The organism is Nocardioides soli (genome assembly GCF_014191495.1).
Classification (GTDB): Bacteria; Actinomycetota; Actinomycetes; order Propionibacteriales; family Nocardioidaceae; genus Nocardioides; species Nocardioides soli.
Window position 1 is genome coordinate 1,366,305 of sequence record NZ_JACHWR010000001.1, and the last position, 17,550, is coordinate 1,383,854.

15 protein-coding genes are annotated in these 17,550 nt (G+C 71.7%); 2 read left to right on the forward strand and 13 right to left on the reverse strand.

Features of this window, described 5'->3' with window-relative positions:
* Nucleotides 1-55 precede the first annotated feature (55 nt).
* The 10 genes from FHU40_RS06935 to FHU40_RS06980 all read right to left on the reverse strand — a co-directional run bounded on the left by FHU40_RS06935 (nucleotide 56) and on the right by FHU40_RS06980 (nucleotide 11,789).
* A complete protein-coding gene (locus FHU40_RS06935; protein WP_183591493.1) occupies nucleotides 56-1,336 on the reverse strand; it encodes a thymidine phosphorylase in 1,281 nt (426 codons plus the stop codon).
* Entirely contained in the window at nucleotides 1,329-2,516 is a 1,188-nt protein-coding gene (locus tag FHU40_RS06940) for a cytochrome P450 (RefSeq protein WP_183591494.1), read from the reverse strand. The genes FHU40_RS06935 and FHU40_RS06940 overlap by 8 nt, the downstream gene beginning before the upstream one ends.
* Nucleotides 2,488-2,892, reverse strand: a complete 405-nt coding sequence (locus FHU40_RS06945; protein ID WP_183591495.1) for a cytidine deaminase — start codon at nucleotides 2,890-2,892, stop codon at nucleotides 2,488-2,490. Before FHU40_RS06945 ends, FHU40_RS06940 begins: the two co-directional genes overlap by 29 nt.
* Entirely contained in the window at nucleotides 2,892-4,157 is a 1,266-nt protein-coding gene (locus FHU40_RS06950) for an ABC transporter permease (protein WP_183591496.1), read from the reverse strand. Before FHU40_RS06950 ends, FHU40_RS06945 begins: the two co-directional genes overlap by 1 nt.
* Entirely contained in the window at nucleotides 4,154-5,257 is a 1,104-nt protein-coding gene (locus FHU40_RS06955) for an ABC transporter permease (RefSeq protein WP_183591497.1), read from the reverse strand. Before FHU40_RS06955 ends, FHU40_RS06950 begins: the two co-directional genes overlap by 4 nt.
* 2 nt (nucleotides 5,258-5,259) lie before the next feature.
* Nucleotides 5,260-6,789: an ABC transporter ATP-binding protein gene (locus tag FHU40_RS06960; RefSeq protein ID WP_183591498.1), complete on the reverse strand. Its 1,530-nt coding sequence runs from the start codon at nucleotides 6,787-6,789 to the stop codon at nucleotides 5,260-5,262.
* Between the two features lie 103 nt (nucleotides 6,790-6,892).
* The gene (locus FHU40_RS06965; RefSeq protein WP_183591499.1) at nucleotides 6,893-7,957 is read right to left on the reverse strand and encodes a BMP family lipoprotein; all 1,065 of its coding nucleotides are present in this window, start codon (nucleotides 7,955-7,957) and stop codon (nucleotides 6,893-6,895) included.
* Between the two features lie 134 nt (nucleotides 7,958-8,091).
* Nucleotides 8,092-9,309, reverse strand: coding sequence for an amidohydrolase (locus FHU40_RS06970; protein ID WP_183591500.1), 1,218 nt, complete (start codon nucleotides 9,307-9,309; stop codon nucleotides 8,092-8,094).
* A gap of 82 nt (nucleotides 9,310-9,391) precedes the next feature.
* Complete coding sequence (locus FHU40_RS06975; protein ID WP_183591501.1) at nucleotides 9,392-10,489, reverse strand: ScyD/ScyE family protein; 1,098 nt, start codon at nucleotides 10,487-10,489, stop codon at nucleotides 9,392-9,394.
* A 136-nt stretch (nucleotides 10,490-10,625) separates the two neighbouring features.
* Entirely contained in the window at nucleotides 10,626-11,789 is a 1,164-nt protein-coding gene (locus FHU40_RS06980) for a ScyD/ScyE family protein (RefSeq protein ID WP_183591502.1), read from the reverse strand.
* Between the two features lie 138 nt (nucleotides 11,790-11,927).
* On the opposite strand from FHU40_RS06980, the gene FHU40_RS29355 reads away from it, so the two are divergent.
* Both FHU40_RS29355 and FHU40_RS29360 read left to right on the forward strand, forming a co-directional pair.
* On the forward strand, nucleotides 11,928-12,173 hold the full coding sequence (locus FHU40_RS29355; RefSeq protein WP_246389979.1) for a hypothetical protein: 246 nt from the start codon (nucleotides 11,928-11,930) through the stop codon (nucleotides 12,171-12,173).
* Entirely contained in the window at nucleotides 12,170-12,514 is a 345-nt protein-coding gene (locus FHU40_RS29360; protein WP_343057765.1) for a type II toxin-antitoxin system PemK/MazF family toxin, read from the forward strand. Before FHU40_RS29355 ends, FHU40_RS29360 begins: the two co-directional genes overlap by 4 nt.
* Nucleotides 12,515-12,528: 14 nt before the next feature.
* On the opposite strand, the gene meaB is transcribed toward FHU40_RS29360, so the two are convergent.
* The 3 genes from meaB to FHU40_RS07000 all read right to left on the reverse strand — a co-directional run bounded on the left by meaB (nucleotide 12,529) and on the right by FHU40_RS07000 (nucleotide 17,533).
* Entirely contained in the window at nucleotides 12,529-13,503 is a 975-nt protein-coding gene (gene meaB, locus FHU40_RS06990; protein WP_183591504.1) for a methylmalonyl Co-A mutase-associated GTPase MeaB, read from the reverse strand.
* Nucleotides 13,503-15,650 carry a methylmalonyl-CoA mutase gene (gene scpA, locus FHU40_RS06995; protein ID WP_343057767.1) on the reverse strand — a complete coding sequence of 716 codons (2,148 nt, stop codon included), beginning with the start codon at nucleotides 15,648-15,650 and terminating at the stop codon, nucleotides 13,503-13,505. The genes meaB and scpA overlap by 1 nt, the downstream gene beginning before the upstream one ends.
* A 158-nt stretch (nucleotides 15,651-15,808) precedes the next feature.
* Nucleotides 15,809-17,533 (reverse strand): methylmalonyl-CoA mutase family protein, encoded by a 1,725-nt coding sequence (locus FHU40_RS07000; RefSeq protein WP_183591505.1) that lies wholly within the window; start codon nucleotides 17,531-17,533, stop codon nucleotides 15,809-15,811.
* Nucleotides 17,534-17,550 lie beyond the last annotated feature (17 nt).

Consider the following 17,550-nt stretch of genomic DNA (forward strand, 5'->3'; position numbering starts at 1 on the left):
AGGTGCGAGCCGCGCCAGCGGCGAGCCTCGAAACCACCGACTGCCGCCACGGGGGTCAGCCGATGCGGTCGTGGATGAGGGGGGTGGGCTGGTACGGCGTGTCGGTGGGTGCGATGTCGTAGCCGTGGTCGAGGGAGGTCTGGGCGCGGTCGATGCGGTCGGGGTCGTCGGTGTGGAGGGTGAATAGGGGTTGGCCGGTGGTGATGGGGTCGCCGGGGCGGGCGTGCCAGGTCACGCCGGCGCCGGCCTGGACGGGGTCCTCCTTGCGGGCCCGGCCGGCGCCGAGGCGCCAGGCGGCCAGGCCGACGGCCATCGCGTCGAGGCGGGTCAGGGTGCCGGTGGCGGGTGCGGTCACGGTGTGGGTCTCGCGTGCGGTGGGGAGCGGGGCGTCGGGGTCGCCGCCCTGGGCGCGGATCATCTGTCGCCAGGTGTCCATGGCGGTCCCGTCGGCGAGCTTGTCGGCCGGGTCGACGTCGCCGCGGCCGGCGCCGGTGAGCATCTCGCGGGCCAGCGCGAGGGTCAGCTCGACCACGTCGGCGGGTCCGCCGCCGGCGAGCACCTCGACGGACTCGGCGACCTCGATGCCGTTGCCGGCGGTGTAGCCGAGCGGGGTGGTCATGTCGGTGAGCAGCGCCACCGTGCGCACCCCCGCGTCCTGTCCGAGCGCGACCATGGTCTCGGCGAGCTCGCGGGCGGCGTCGAGGTCCTTCATGAACGCGCCGGTGCCGACCTTGACGTCGAGCACCAGCGCGCCGGTGCCCTCGGCGATCTTCTTCGACATGATCGAGGAGGCGATCAGCGGGATCGCCTCGACCGTGCCGGTCACGTCGCGCAGCGCGTAGAGCTTCTTGTCCGCCGGGGCCAGCCCGTCCCCGGCCGCGCAGATCACCGCACCCACCGACTCCAGCTGGGCAAGCATCTCCTGGTTCGACAGCCCCGCCCGCCACCCCGGGATCGACTCCAGCTTGTCCAGCGTGCCACCGGTGTGGCCCAGCCCCCGCCCCGACAGCTGCGGCACCGCCACCCCGCACGCCGCGACCAGCGGCGCCAACGGCAGCGTGATCTTGTCGCCCACCCCACCGGTCGAGTGCTTGTCCGCGGTCGGCCGCGACAGCCCCGAGAAGTCCATCCGCTCCCCCGAGGCGATCATCGCCCCGGTCCACCGCGAGACCTCCCGCCGGCCCATCCCGTTGAGCAGGATCGCCATCAACAACGCCGACATCTGCTCATCGGCCACCCCACCCCGCGTGTAGGCATCGATCACCCAATCGATCTGGCTGTCGCTCAACTCCAACCGGTCACGCTTCGCGGCGATCACCTCGACGGCGTCATGCATGGCTTCCTCCCACGGGCACCCGGCGGTAGCCCCTCAATACGAACGTGCCCCGGCTCTCCGGCTCCCCGGTGAGGGCCAGGTCGGGGAAGGTCTCGAACAACGCGGGCACCGACTCCGCCAGCTCCATCCGCGCGAGCGGGGCGCCCAGGCAGAAGTGCACGCCGACCCCGAAGGCCAGGTGGCTGTTGGGCGTCCGGTCGACCAGGAACTCGTCGGGCCGGTCGAAGACGGCCGGGTCACGGTTGGCCGCGCCGAGCAGCGCCGCGATCTTCTGGCCCTCCTCGACGACGACCTTCTGCTCGCCGTGGTCGAACTCGACGTCCTCCATCGCGGTGCGCTCGAAGAGCTGGAGCGCGGAGTCGAAGCGCAGCATCTCCTCGACGGTGGCCGGTACGTCGGCGCCGGGGCGCAGCCCGCGCCGCAGCATCGCGGTCAGGCCGTTGCCGAACACGTTCACCGACGCCTCGTGACCCGCGTTGAGCAGCAGCACCACGGCGGCGACGACCTCGTTGTCGTCGAGCTCGGTCGCCACCAGGTCGGTGATCAGGTCGTCGGCCGGCTTCGCGCGCCGTTCGGCGGCCAGCTCACGCGCCAGGCCGGCGAACTCGACCGACGCCCGGACCGCGTTGTCGACGGTCTCCTGCGACGGCGCGACCTCGTACATCCGCACGATCGCCTGCGACCAGTCGCGCAGGTCGTGGGCGTAGGACCGGGGCACACCGAGCAGGTCGGCGATCACCAACACGGGCAGCGGCTCGGCGTACCCCTCGATCACGTCGAACCCGGCGGGGTCGACATCGTCGAGCAGCGAGGCGGCGAGCTCGCGCACCCGCGGCCGGAGCCGCTCGACGTGGCCGCGCGCGAACGCCGAGGCGACCGGGCGCCGCAGCCGGGTGTGCTCCGGCGGCTCGTTCTCCATCATCTGGTTGCGGTGCAGGAGGTTGAAGGGCTCGAGGTAGTCGAGCGGCTCCTTGTCCTTCCACAGCCGCCCCAGCCGTCGGTCGCGCTGCACCTGGCCGACGGACGCGTGCGCGAACGTCAGGTACATCCCCGACGGCTCGTGCCACGCCACGCCGCCGGTGGCCGCGTGCTCCTCGCGCTCGCGCGCGAAGTGTGGATAGGGGTCGGCGACGACCTCCGGGTCCGTCAGGTCAATCGAGGTCGTCGGGACCGAACGCATCAGGCAGCACCTCGTCCATTCTCCGGATCCCCGAGACCGTCCACAGGAGCAGTCCGGGACCACCGTTCTCGTACAGCAACTGGCGGCAGCGACCGCACGGCATGATGATCTCGCGGTCACCGTTGACGCAGACGAAGTGGGTCAGCCGCCCGCCCCCGGTGATGTGCAGCTGGCCGATCAGGCCGCACTCCGCGCACAGCGCCACGCCGTACGCCGCGTTCTCGACGTTGCACCCGGTGACGACCCGGCCGTCGTCGACGGTCGCGGCGGCGCCCACCGAGAAGTGCGAGTACGGCGCGTAGGCGTGGGTGACCGCCTCCTCGGCGGCCGCCTTGAGCGCGTCCCAGTCGAAGCTGTCCCCTGACTCGGCGGCCATCACCCCGCGCTGCCCTTCCGGTAGATCTGCCCGTCGGCCGCCGGCATCCGCAATCGTTGCGAGGCGAAGGCGAGCACGAGCAGCGTGACGACGTACGGCGTCATGCTCGTGAAGTCGCCGGGGACCTGGTCGATCGCGAAGTAGAGCACGCCGAGGCCGATCGCGACGACGCCGGTGATGATCGCGGCGCGCTGCTGCTGCTGGCGGGCCTGCCAGACCGCGGCCGCGAGGGCGAGCACTGCGAGCGCGAGGAGCAGGGCGTGCACCGAGTCGCCGCCCTGACGCAGGCCGAGGGTCTCGGTATAGCCGAACAGACCGGAGCCGGCGAGCAGACCGCCCGGGCGCCAGTTGCCGAAGATCATCGCCGCGAGACCGATGTAGCCGCGGCCGCCGGTCTGGCCGTCGCGGTAGTTGCTGGACGCGACCATCGCCAGGAAGCCGCCCGCGAGGCCCGCGAGCCCGCCGGAGATGAGCACCGCCACGAACTTGTAGCGCAGCACCGCGACGCCCAGCGACTCCGCGGCCGAGGGGCTCTCACCGCACGAGCGCAGCCGCAGGCCGAACGACGTGCGCCACAGCGCCCACCAGGTGAGCACCAGCAGCAGCATCGCGAGCACGACGAGCAGCGACAGGTTGGTCACCAGCGCCTGCGCGACCGACGCGAGCTGGGACACGAAGAAGATGTCCTTGCCCACGATGTCGCCGAGCGCATCGCCGACCGGTGTGATCGTGATCGTCGGGACGTCGGGGATCTTCGGCGACTGGGTCTGCCCGCCACCGGGCAGCCCGACGAAGGTCAGCGACGCGAGGTACTGCACCGCGCCCAGCGCGATGATGTTGATCGCGACACCGGAGATGATGTGGTCGACGCCGAAGATCACGGTCGCGAGCGCGTGCACCAGGCCGCCGAGCATGCCCATCAGGATCGCCCCGGCGACGCCGGCCCAGGCGCCGTAGTGGTAGCCGAAGTAGCCGGCCCCCCAGGTGCCGAGGATCATCATGCCCTCGAGGCCGATGTTGACGATGCCGGCACGTTCGGACCAGAGGCCGCCGAGACCGGCCAGCATGATCGGGACGATCGCGATCAGGGTCGCGGCGACCGTGCCGCGCGAGACCAGGTCGTTCGCGCCGGTGACGGCCTCCAGGATCGACAGCGCGAGCAGCACCAGGAACAGCGCGGCGGCGAACCACCAGCGCGGCAGCCGGCGACGCTGCTGCGGCCGAGTGCCGGGCTCGGCGGCGCCGATGAGGGTGGGGAGACTCACGACTTCACCTCCTCGGGCTCGTCGGTGCGTGAGGTGGCCAAGGCGCGGGCCACCTCGCGCTGCTCGAGACGGACGCCGTAGCGGCGGACCAGCTCGTAGGAGATCACGACGGTCAGCACGATCACGCCCTGGGTGATCGCGACGATGTCGGGCGAGACGCCGACCAGGATCTGCAGCGGGTTGGACTGCTCGTCGAGGTAGGCGAAGAGCAGCGCGCCGAACGCGATCCCGATCGGGTTGTTGCGGCCGAGCAGCGCGATCGCGATGCCGGCGAAGCCCAGGCCGGACTGGAAGGTCGAGCCGTAGGTGTAGGCGTCACCGAAGAGGATCGGCAGTCCGACCAGGCCGGCCACCGCGCCGGAGATCATCATGGCGGCGATCGTCATCTTCTTGACGCTGATGCCGCTGGCCACCGCGGCGGTGGTCGAGCGGCCGGTCGCCCGCAGGTCGAAGCCGAAGCGGGTGCGGTTGAGCACGAACCAGAAGGCGAAGCCGGCCACCGCGGCGATCAGGATGAAGCCGTAGATCGTGTAGTCGCCGAACGGGATGCCGCCGATGCGGCTGCCCTCGGGGATCTGCTTGGTGCCGATCTGGTTGCTGCCCTCCTCGCGCACCGCGACCTGGCGCAACAGGTAGGCCACCAGGCCGGTCGCGATGAAGTTCAGCATGATCGTCGAGATGACCTCGCTGACGCCCCGGGTGGCGCGCAGCACGCCGGCGATGCCGGCCCAGATCGCGCCGACCGCCATCGCGCAGACGATCGCGAGCGCGGTGTTGAGGTAGCCGGGCAGCCAGGCCTCGCCGGCGACGACCGCGGCGGTGAACGCAGCGACGCGGTACTGGCCGTCGACGCCGATGTTGAAGAGGTTCATCCGGAAGCCCACCGCGACGGCGAGACCGGAGAGATAGAGCACCGTGGCGTTGTTGACGATGTTGGTCCAGTTGCGCGTCTCGGGCCACGACAGCAGCTGGCCCCAGACGTCGCCGACCGGGTCGCCGGCGGCCAGCAGGACCAGGCTGGTGATCAGGAATGCGGCCAGCAGCGCGAGCACCGCGGATGCGATGCCCAGGCCCAGCGCCGTGAGGCGTGCCTTGGTCACGACTACTCGCCCTCCCCTGCTCCGGTCATCGCGGAGCCGAGCCGCTCGGGTGTCACGTCGCCCGGATCGAACGTGCCGACGAAGCGACCCCGCAGGATCACCTCGATCCGGTCGGAGAGACCGATCAGCTCGTCGAGGTCCGCGGAGATCAGCAGGACGGCGAGGCCGTTGCGACGCGCGTCCTTGATGTGCCGCCAGATCGCGGCCTGCGCACCCACGTCGACGCCGCGGGTCGGGTGTGCGGCGATCAGCAGGGTCGGCTCGCCGCTCATCTCGCGGCCGACGATCAGCTTCTGCTGGTTGCCGCCGGACAGCGCCCGGGCCAGCACGTCGGGGCCCGGGGTGCGGACGTCGTACTCGTCGATGATGCGCAGCGTGTCGTTGCGGGCACCGCGCTTGTCGATGAGGCCGTGGCTGACGCTGGGCGGGCGGAACTGGTGGCCGAGGATCCGGTTCTCCCAGAGCGGGGCGTCCAGGAGCAGGCCGTGGCGGTGCCGGTCCTCGGGGATGTAGCCGACGCCGCTCATCCGCCGGTCGCGGGTGGAGCGGCCGGAGAGGTCGGCGCCGTCGAGCTCGACGAGCCCGGTCGCCGCCGGGCGCATGCCCATGATCGACTCGACCAGCTCGGCCTGGCCGTTGCCCTCGACACCGGCGATGCCGAGCACCTCGCCACGGTGGATCTCGAAGGAGATCGACTGGAGCAGCGGCCGGCCGTCGTCGCTGGGCAGCGACAGGTCGCGCACGCGCAGCAGCACCTGATCGGTCACCGTGGACGCCTCGGTGCTCGGGGACGGCAGCTCGGAGCCGACCATCAGCTCGGCGAGCTGGCGGGCGGTGACGCCCTTGGGGTCCTCGACGGTGCGGACGGTGGTGCCGCGGCGGATCACGGTGATCTCGTCGGCGACCGAGAGCACCTCGTCGAGCTTGTGGGAGATGAAGATGACGCTCAGGCCCTCGGCCTTGAGCTCGCGCAGGTTGCCGAAGAGCTCGTCGACCTCCTGGGGCACCAGTACGGCGGTCGGCTCGTCGAGGATGACGATGCGGGCGCCCCGGTAGAGCACCTTGAGGATCTCGACGCGCTGCCGCGCGCCGACGCCGAGCTCCTCGACCAGGCGGTCGGGGTCGATGCCGAGGCCGTAGGCGTCCGAGATCCGCACCACCTCGGCCCGGGCCTTCGCGCCGATGCCGTGGAGCTTCTCCGCGCCGAGTACGACGTTCTCGAGCACGGTGAGGTTGTCGGCGAGCATGAAGTGCTGGAAGACCATGCCGACGCCGGCCTTGATGGCGTCGGCCGGCGAGTGCAGGGTGACCTGCTCGCCGTTGATCTCGATCGTGCCCGAGTCGGGCGGCTGCACGCCGTACAGGATCTTCATCAGCGTGGACTTGCCGGCGCCGTTCTCGCCGACGATGGCGTGGATCGTGCCCCGGCGCACGTCGATGTTGATGTCGTCGTTGGCGATGACGCCAGGAAACCTCTTGCCGATGCCGCGCAGGCGGACGGCGATCTCGCTGGGTGGGGCCGCGGTGGGCACGATCTCTGACCTCCTTGTCAGTCCGGGCGTGACGCTACCGGAGACGGGACGGGCCCGCGGGGCTTGCCCCGCGGACCCGTCATCGTGTCGATTCAGCCGACGGTCACTTGGCCGGCTTGTCCGGCACCGTGATCTCGCCGTCGATGATCTGCTGCTTGTAGTCGTCGAGCTGGTCGGTGATGTCGTCGACGAAGCCACCGCTGGTGGAGTAGCCGACACCGTCGACCTTGAGGTCGTAGGTGGTGACACCGGTCGGGAAGTCGCCCCCGCTGACCTGCTTGAGGTAGTTGTAGACCGCGACGTTCACGTTCTTGAGCATCGAGGTCAGGATGACGTCCTTCACGGACGGGTCCGCGGTGTTGTACTGGTCGGAGTCGACACCGATCGCCCAGGCCTTGGCCTCGGAGGCCGCCTCGAAGACGCCACCACCGGAGCCGCCGGCGGCGTGGTAGACGACGTCCGCGCCGTTGTCGTACATGCCCTGCGCGGCCGTCTTGCCCTTGGCCGGGTCGGCGAAGCCGGAGAAGTCCGGGACCTGGGTGAGGTACTTGACGTCGATCTTGATGTCCGGGTTGACCGCCTGGGCGCCGGCCTCGTAGCCCGCCTGGAACTTCTGGATCAGCGGGGTCTCGACGCCACCGACGAAGCCGATGTGGTCGGTCTCGGTCTTCAGCGCCGCGGCGGCGCCGACCAGGAACGAGCCCTGCTCCTCGGCGAACACCAGGCTGGCGACGTTCGGGGAGTCCGCGAGGCTGGAGTCGTCGATGATCGCGAAGTGGACGTCGGGGTACTCCTTGGAGACCTTGCCCACCGAGGCGGCGTAGGCGAAGCCCACCGCGATGATCGGGTCGTAGCCGGCGTCGGCGAAGGTGCGCAGACGCTCCTCGCGAGCGGTCTCGGCCTCGCCGTCCTCGGCCTCGGACTCCTGGCTCTCGGCGATCAGGCCCTCTTCCTTGGCCTGGTCGAGACCCGCCGCCGCGGAGTCGTTGAACGACTGGTCGCCACGGCCGCCGACGTCGTACGCCATGCCGACCTTGACGTCAGAGGTGGGCGCCTTCGAGCCGTCGTCCGAGGCCGAGCCGTTGTCGCCGTCGCTGTCACTGCCGCACGCGCTGAGGGCCAGGATCCCGGCCGCGAGCACTGCCGCAAACTTCGTGGTGCGCCGCAAGACGCCTCCTTCATGTGCTGTGGACGCCCTTCCAGGCGCAGAAAACAGGTCAGACACTAGGCCCTTCGCGCGGCGACGGCACGCTGTTGACGAAGTTGTTACCGAGTCGATGCGTGCGAACCGCCCGTTTCACGTCAGGTGCGGGGCAAGGACGCCACCGCGACCTGCGCCAGCACCCGGGCGCCGACCGCCACCGCGCGGTCGTCGACGCGGAGGTTCCCCTGGTGCAGGTCGTACGTCGGCCCGCCCGGCGTGCGGGTGCCGAGCCGGCCCATCGCGCCCGGGACCCGGTCGAGATACCACCCGAAGTCCTCGCCGCCGAGGCTCTGCTGGGTGGACATGTGGCCGTCGAGGCCGAGCACGGCCTCCACGGCGCCCGCCAGCAGCGTGGTCGAGGCCGAGTCGTTGACCACCGGGGGCACGCCGCGCTGGTACTCGACCTGCGCGTGCACGCCGTACGGCGCGACGATCTGCTCCACGAGCAGCGGCACCAGCTTCTCGGCCTCCGACCAGGCGATCGCGTCGAGCATCCGGACCGTCCCTCCGACCCGGCCGGTCGCGGGGATCACGTTGTGCGCCGAGCCGGCCCGGACCACGCCCCAGACCACGCTGACGCCCGCCCGCGGGTCGAGCCGGCGGGAGAGGATGGCCGGCAGCTCGGTGACGACCTTGCCGAGCGCGAAGGTGAGGTCCTCGGTGAGGTGCGGGCGCGAGGTGTGCCCGCCGGAGCCGGTGAGCGTGACGTCGACGTGGTCGGCCGCCCCGGTGATCGGCCCCTCGCGGAGGCCGACCCGGCCGACGTCGAGGGTGGGGTCGCAGTGCAGGCCGAAGATCCGCTCGACGCCGTCGAGGGCGCCCAGCTCGATCAGCGACAGCGCGCCGCCGGGCATCACCTCCTCGGCGGGCTGGAAGAGCAGCCGCACCCGGCCCGGGAGCAGCCCCAGCTCGTGCACCCGCGCCAGGGCGACGGCGGCGCCGACCAGCGCGGAGGTGTGCACGTCGTGCCCGCACGCGTGGGTGACCCCCTCGACCGTGCTCGCCCACGGGTCGCCGGTGAGGTCGGGGACCGGCAGCGCGTCGAGGTCGGCCCGCAGCGCGACGACCGGGCCGCGGTCGCCGATCTCGGCGACCAGCCCGGTGCGGGGCAACTCGGTGACCCGCCACCCGGCCCGCTGGATGCGGGCCGCGACGAGGGCGGTCGTGCGCAGCTCACGCCAGGACAGCTCGGGGTGCGCGTGCAGGTCGCGCCGCAGCCCGATCAGCTCGTCCCCGACGGCCGCGACGGCGCCGGCGATGGCGTCGCCGAGGACGGCGCCGGGGGGCGTGCCAGGGGTCGGGCCGAGGGAGGACATGTCAGCACGAGGTTAGTTCACGCGCGCCCGGATGCGGGCCCGGCCGGCGACCGGGCCCGCATCCGGGGCTCCGCGGGTCGGCTCAGCCGCCGTAGCGCACGAGCTTGCCGGCGGGCGGTGCCGTGTCGTTCGGCGGGAGCACGTTCGTGGTGGCGTAGAGGCCGTCCGGGGTCCACTCGACGGCGGCGGGCAGCTTCGTCTTGGCGTACGTGCGCACCTTCGTGGTGCCGTGCTTGATCCGGGAGATCTCACCGCCGAAGAGCTGGGCGACGTAGACGTCGCCGTTCGCCGCCACCGCCAGTCCGGTGGGCGCGAAGAGGCCGCCGACGATCTGCTTGACCTTCCCGTTCTTCATCCCGACGCTGTAGAGCGACCCGAGCGGCATCTGCTCCCCGAGCCCGCCACCCTCGGTGGTGACCAGGAGCTTGCCGTCGGAGCCCTTCTGCACGTCGGTGGGCACCGGCTCGCCGTAGTAGGTCATGCCGACCACGCAGTCGGGCAGCTTCATGCCCTGGGCGAGCTCCGCGGTGATCTTCACCGGCACCGCGGGCAGCACCGCGAGCGTGTGGATCTTGCCCTTCGGCGAGATGGAGAGCACGGCGTTCATCCCCGCGTCGGCGACGAAGACGGTGCCCTCGTCGACCTGGTACGTCGCGTACGGGTGCGAGTCCGGCAGCCCCTGGTAGCTCGGCGGACCGAAGTCCGCCGTCGGCCACTGCGCCGCGCACTCGGCGCTGATGCCCCGGATGCCGTAGGTGACCTTGTGGTCCGGGTTCTTCTTGTTCTCGTAGGCACGGACGTTGGCGAGCGTCTTGACCTTGCCCTTCGGCGTGATCCACTTGACCCACGACTTGATCGGCATCTGCTCGCCGCTGCTCTTGGTCTCGGTGAACACGAGCTTGCCGTGGAAGACCGAGACCCCGCCGACCTCATTGCCGTTCTTGCTCGCGTAGACCGTCTTGGGCTTCTTGCCCTGGCGGATCCTGCTGAGCAGGCCGGCGAAGTTCTGGGTGACGTACGCCGTGCCGTCGTCGTCGACCGCGGCCGAGAGCGGGGCGATCAGTCCCTTGGCGAGCGTGTCGGGCTTCGGCGCGGCCGCCTGGCCGGCGGGCACGGCGACGGCCGTCGTGGCGGCCACGGCGAGCGTGGCCGCGGCGGCGAGCATCCGGGTTCTGCGCATGGGCTTCCTCCCTGAGCGGTGATGAGCCCCTCCACACTGTGACGACCTCGTGCCGCGCGCAACGCCCATCCGGGGGATAGACGCGAGTGCGGGCCCCGGCCGATCATCCGGGACCCGCACTCGGATCGTGGGGCGGTCAGCGTCGGAAGCTGACCACCTTGCCGTTGGGCTTCTTGCCCTTCGGCGGGAGCACGTCCGTGGTCGCGAACAGCATCGTGCCGCGCACCTCGACGTCACCGGTCATCGAGAGCCGGCGCACGGTCGACGCCCGGTCCGAGCCCTTCTTGATCTTCGCGATCGCGCCGGAGAACAGCTGCGAGACGTACACGTCGCCGTTGTCGGCCACGGCCACCCCGACCGGGCTGACCAGGCCGCCGGCGACCCTGCTCACCTTGCCGCTCCTGGGATGCACCCTGAAGACCTGGCCGCGCGCGCCCATGCTCGGGTCCTCGGGCCCGCCCGGCAGGGAGCTCACGTAGAGGCTGCCGTCGGGACCGACCTCGACGTCGGTCGGCACCGACTCGAAGTAGTAGTCGAGGCCGACCGCGCACTGCGGCAGCCCCTGCTCCTCGGCGAAGCCCGCGGTGATCTCGGTCGGCACGCCCGGCAGCACGGCGACCGTGCGGACCTTGCCCTGCGGCGACACGGCGAGGATCGCGTTCATCGCCGCGTCCGCGACGTACGTCGTCCGCTTGACCGTCGTGGTCGCGTAGGGGTGCGAGTCGACGATGCCGGGGTACGACGCCGGCGGCCCGTCGGCCGGCCACTGAGCCGCGCAGTCGTCGGCGAGGCCGCGGACGCCGTAGGTGACGTCGCCGTCGGGGTTGGCCTTCCTCTCGTAGGCCAGCAGGTTCGCCACCGGCGTCGCCTTGCCGCTGCCGGCGATCCGCAGCAGCCGGGTCGCGGTGTAGTTGCCGTCCTTGTCGGACTCGCTGACCGCGAAGGTCACGGTGCCGCGCCGCGCGGAGACGGCGCCGACCTCGGCGCCCCGCTTCGTGGCGGTGTAGAGCGTTTTCGGCTGCTTGCCCGGCCGGAGCAGCTGGAGCGAGCCGCCGAAGCTCTGCGTGACGTAGACGTCGGTGCCGTCGACGGCGATGCTCAGCGGGCTCAGCAGGCCCTTCGCCAGCACGGTCGGCTTGGCGGGCTTGGCGGGCTTGGCGGGCTTGGCGGGCTTGGCGGGCTTGGCGGGCTTGGCGGGCTTGGCGGGCTTGGCGGGCACCGCCAGGGACGGCGCCGCCGCGAGGGTGCCGGCGGCGAGCGCGGTGGCCGCCAGGCCGGCGAGGATTCGGGTCGTGCGCATGGTGTGCTGCCTCCAGAAGGATGTGGTGTCGGTGGGATGACACTGCCGATCCCCCGGTCCCGGGCGCAGGTGACGCCGGTCCCGAATGTTCGGGACACCGAGGCAACGGCCCGGGTCATACCGAGTTATACTCGGGTCGTGAAGACCGCGATCTCCGTACCGGAAGAGATCTACGCTCGCGCCGAGCGAGCGGCGAGGAAGCTGGGACTGAACCGTTCCCAGTTCTACTCGGCCGCCGCGGAGCGCCTAGCGGCCGAGGTCGAGTCCGCCGATGTGACGGCAGCCATCGACGCGGTCGTGGACGCGGCCAACGCCGACTCGTCGATGCCGTTCGCGATCACCGCGGGCACACGGCTCGACGACGATCCGGACAGCCAGTGGTGAGTCGTGGCGACGTCCACTGGTGCGACCTCGGCGAACCATCGGGCAGCGCTCCGGCGAAGCGGCGGCCGGTGCTGGTCGTCCAGGCGGACCCGTACAACGAGAGTCGGCTCGCGACGACGATCGTCGCCGTCCTCACCTCCAACACCGCACTGTCGGCGATGCCGGGCAACGTCTTCCTGCCGGCGGCGGCTACCGGACTGCCGAAGGACTCGGTCGCCAACGTCACCGCGCTCGCGACGGTCGACCGCAGCTCGCTGGACCCGCACCCGACCGGCGCGGTCCCGAGTCATCTCATGAGGGAGGTCGAGCGAGGACTGGTCCGGGTCCTCGGCATCGGCTGACGCGCCGGCGCCGGTCAGCCCGCGTCGTACGCCGCGAGGATCCGGTCGGCCGCCACCGTGGCGGGCAGCTCGCCCGCGAGCACGGCCGAGCGGACCTCCTCGCGCACCGCCTTGACCCCCGCGGAGTGCCGCAGCCGCTGGTCGAGCTCGTCGCGGACCAGCGCCCAGGTGAAGTCCAGCTGCTGGTGGGCCCGCTTGTCGGCCAGCCCCTGCGGGCCGAGGTGGTCGCGGTGGCCGTGCACCCGGTCCCAGAGGTCGTCGACCCCGGTGTCCTCGAGGGCGGAGCAGGTCACCACCGGAGGCGCCCACTCCCCCCGGCCGCGCACCAGCCGCAGCGCCCCGGCCAGGTCACGCGCGGCCACCCGCGCCTCCTGCACGCGGTCCCCGTCGGCCTTGTTGACGGCGATCACGTCGGCGAGCTCGAGGATGCCCTTCTTGATGCCCTGCAACTGGTCGCCGGTGCGGGCCAGGGTCAGGAAGACGAATGTGTCGACCATGCCCGCGACGGTCACCTCGGACTGACCCACGCCCACGGTCTCGACCAGCACCACGTCGTACGCCGCGGCCTCGAGCACCGCCATCGCCTGCACGGTCGCCCGCGCGACGCCGCCGAGGGTGCCGGCGCTGGGCGAGGGCCGGACGAACGCGCTGGGGTCGTTGGCGAGCCGCGACATCCGGGTCTTGTCGCCGAGCACCGAGCCGCCCGTGCGCACGCTGGACGGGTCGACCGCGAGCACCCCGACCCGGTGCCCCCGCCCGGTCAGCCGCGAGCCGAGCGCCTCGATGAGCGTGGACTTCCCGACACCCGGCACGCCCGAGATCCCGACCCGGACCACGTCGCTGGGCGCATCCGTGGCGAGCGCGGTCAGCAGCTCGCGCGCCTGCTCGCGACGCCGCGGATGGGTCGACTCGACGAGCGTGATCGCCTGCGAGACCGCCGCCCGCCTGCCGTCCCGGATGCCGGCGACGAGCGAATCGACGTCCGGCATCAGTGCTTCAGCTGCTCCCGCAGCCGGGCCAGCAAATCAAGCGCCGACTCGGCGATCACGGTGCCGGGCAGGAACACCGCCGCCGCGCCCATCTCCCGCAGCGTGGGTACGTCGTCGGGTGGGATCACCCCGCCGATCACGATCATGATGTCCGGACGGCCCTGCTCGGCGAGCGCCTGCTTCAGCGCCGGCAGCAGCGTGAGGTGGCCGGCGGCCAGCGACGAGACACCGACGATATGCACGTCGGCGTCGACCGCCTGCTGGGCGACCTCCTCGGGCGTGGAGAACAGCGGCCCCACGTCGACGTCGAAGCCCATGTCGGCGAAGGCGGTGACCACGACCTTCTGGCCGCGGTCGTGGCCGTCCTGGCCCATCTTGGCGACCAGGATGCGCGGTCGGCGGCCCTCGGCCTCCTCGAACTCCTCGGTGGCGTCGAGCACCTGCTGCACGAGCGTGCCGCCCTCGCCGGTGGTCGACTCGTCCCTGTACACGCCGCTGATCGTACGGATCACCGCCTGGTGGCGGCCGTAGACCTTCTCCAGCGCTTCGGAGATCTCCCCCACGGTCGCCTTCGCCCGGGCCGCGTCGACGGCCAGCGCGAGCAGGTTGCCGTCGAGGGAGCCCCGGGTCGCCCCCTGCTCGGCGGAGCGGGTGAGCGCCTCGAGCGCGCGGCGTACGGCGTCGTCGTCGCGCTCGGCGCGCAGCCGCTCCAGCTTGGCCATCTGCTGACGGTAGACGTCGTCGTTGTCGACCTTGAGCACGTCGAGCTTGTCCTCGGCCGCGAGCCGGTAGGTGTTGACGCCGATCACCTGCTGCGCGCCGGAGTCGATCCGGGCCTGGGTGCGGGCCGCGGCCTCCTCGATGCGCATCTTCGGGATGCCCTGCTCGATCGCGGCGGCCATGCCGCCCGCCTGCTCGGCCTCGAGGATGTGCGCCCAGGCGCGCTCGGCGAGGTCGTGGGTCAGCCGCTCGACGTAGTAGCTGCCCGCCCAGGGGTCGATCGTGCCGGTGGTGCCGCTCTCCTGCTGCAGCAGCAGCTGGGTGTTGCGGGCGATCCGCGCCGAGAAGTCGGTCGGCAGCGCGATCGCCTCGTCGAGCGCGTTGGTGTGCAGGCTCTGGGTGTGGCCCTGGGTGGCGGCCATCGCCTCGATGGCGGTGCGGCCGACGTTGTTGAAGACGTCCTGCGCGGTCAGCGACCAGCCGCTGGTCTGCGAATGGGTACGCAGGCTGAGCGACTTCGGGTTCTGCGGGTCGAACTGGCGCACCAGCCGCGCCCACAGCGCGCGGGCCGCGCGCATCTTGGCGACCTCCATGAAGAAGTTCATGCCGATCGCCCAGAAGAAGGACAGCCGCGGCGCGAACTGGTCGATCGTCAGCCCCGCGTCGAGGCCGGCCCGGATGTACTCGACGCCGTCGGCCAGCGTGTAGGCGAGCTCGAGGTCGTTGGTCGCCCCGGCCTCCTGGATGTGGTAGCCGGAGATCGAGATCGAGTTGAAGCGCGGCATCTTCTGCGAGGTGAACTGGAAGATGTCGCTGATGATCCGCATGCTCGGGGCCGGCGGGTAGATGTAGGTGTTGCGGACCATGAACTCCTTGAGGATGTCGTTCTGGATGGTCCCCGCGAGCTGCTCCGGCTTCACCCCCTGCTCCTCGGCCGCCGCGATGTAGAGCGCCAGCACCGGCAGCACCGCGCCGTTCATGGTCATCGACACCGACATCTGGTCCAGCGGGATGCCGTCGAAGAGCGTGCGCGCGTCGTAGATCGAGTCGATCGCCACGCCCGCCATGCCGACGTCGCCGCGCACCCGCGGGTGGTCGGAGTCGTAGCCGCGGTGGGTGGCCAGGTCGAAGGCGACCGACAGGCCCTTCTGGCCGGCCGCGAGGTTGCGGCGGTAGAAGGCGTTCGACTCCTCGGCGGTGGAGAAGCCGGCGTACTGCCGGATCGTCCACGGCTGGGTCGTGTACATCGTCGGGTACGGCCCGCGCAGGAACGGGCTCAGGCCCGGCAGCGTGTCGAGCGCGTCGAGGCCGGTGAGGTCCGCGGGACCGTACGACGGCCGGATCGCGATGCCCTCGGGCGACATCCAGGTGTGGTCGTCACCGGGGGTTTCGAGGCTCGTCGCTGGCGCTCCTCGCACCTCAACCACCGGCGGCAGGGTGGTTGAGGAAGGCGCGCTCGAATCAGTCGACACGGTGGTTGAGGAAGGCGCGCTCGAACCAGTCGACACGGTGGTTGAGGAAGGCGCGCTAGCGCCTGTCTCGAAACCACCCTCCAGCGACAGTCCGCTGAAGCTCTTCGGGACACTCACTGCAGCTTCTCCCTCGTGCTGGTCAGGAAGGCGAGCGCGTCGACGCCCATCGCGCACGACGCGTCCGCGTAGTCCGCCGGCTTCCCGGCGATGATCACGTGCGTCGCGCCGGCCGCGCGCAGGGCCTCGGCCGCGGCCTGGCCCCACTCGGCGTACGTCGCGTCTGCTCCGGCCAGGCAGACGACCGCCTGGCCGTCGTACGCCGCGACCAGGTCGTCGACGCCCGGGGTCGGCCCGGCGACGTCGACCGCGATGCCGCCGGCGGCGAGCAGGTTGCTCGCGAACGTCGCGCGGGCGGTGTGCTGGGCGACCGTGCCGAGCGTCGCCAGGAAGACCTTCGACGCGACGGGACGGTCGCGCAGCGCCTCGAACGCGGCGCCGTAGCGACGCGTGGTGTCGGCACCGGCCGGGTCGCGCTCCGGGAGCACCTCGCCGAGGTTGGGGAACTCGGTGAGGCCGGTGATCGGGCGCTTGCGCCGGGCGACCGCGGCATCGCGCCTCGCCACGGTCTCGGCGATCTCCGCGTCCAGGTCGGCGCCCTCCTCGAGCCGGCCGAGGAGCTCCCAGGCGGCGACCGCGAGGTCGTCGGTGAGCTTCTCGACGGCGTACGCGCCGCCGGCCGGGTCGGCGACGTGGGCGACGTGCGACTCGTCGATCAACAGGTGGCTGGTGTTGCGCGCGATCCGGCGGCCGAAGGCGTCCGGGCGGCCGAGCGGGCCGTCGAAGGGCAGCACGGTGACGCTGTCGGCTCCCCCGACGCCGGCCGCGAAGGCGGCGACGGTGGTGCGGAGCATGTTCACCCAGGGGTCGTACTTGCTCATCATCGGCCGGCTGGTCACCACGTGCTGGCGCTGCTCGCGGCCCTGCGCGGAGCTCAACTCGAGCATCCGCGCCCAGGCCCGGCGGGCCGCGCGCAGCTTGGCGATCGTGGCGAACTGCTCGTCGGTCGCGGCGTAGCGGAACTCGACCAGGCCGGCGGCCTCGTCGACGCTCAGGCCGGCGTCGGTGAGCGTGCGCAGGTACGCCGCGCCGGCGGCCAGCGACCAGGCCAGCTCCTGCGCGTCGGAGGCGCCGCGGTCGTGCACGGCGGTCGCGTCGACGACGAAGGCCAGGACGCCACGCTGCTGTGCCGCTCGCGCGAGCTCGCCGGTCGCGTCTGCCGCGGGCACGCCGAGGTTCGTCGCCGGGTGCAGCTCTCGACCCTCCGCCAGACTCGACCGGGCGTACGCCAGGAACGCCTGCGGGTCGCCGCCGTCGAGCACGACCGGGGCGAGGTCGAGGAGAACGTCCTTCAGGACGGTCGCGTAGTCGGCGCTCCCGCGCAGCCACAGGCTGGTGACACCGCCGTCGAGGTCGACGAGCGCCTCCTCGTTGGCGAGCTTCGCCGCGGCCGGGTCGCCCGCGTCGACGTAGGACCGCACGTCCCAGTCGCCCTGCCGGGTCGGCCGGCCGGAGGTCCGCAGGCCGTCGAGGAGCGCGGCGGTGCCGAGCGGCGAGATGCCGATGCCGTCGAGCGTGGTGCGGGTGAGCCGCTCCCACACGAGGTCGTCGGCGTCCTGCTCGCCCAGGCGCCCGGCCTTGCGCAGCACGGCCGCCGCCTGTGCCTCCCAGTCGGCCACCGTCCAGGTGTCGGCCGGGTCCGCGAGGTCGAGCGACCCCTGCTCGGGCTCCAGCTCCTCGGGCTCGCTCAGGCCGCCCTCGAGAGTCCCACGTTCGGTCATGGTGCGAACGATAGGAG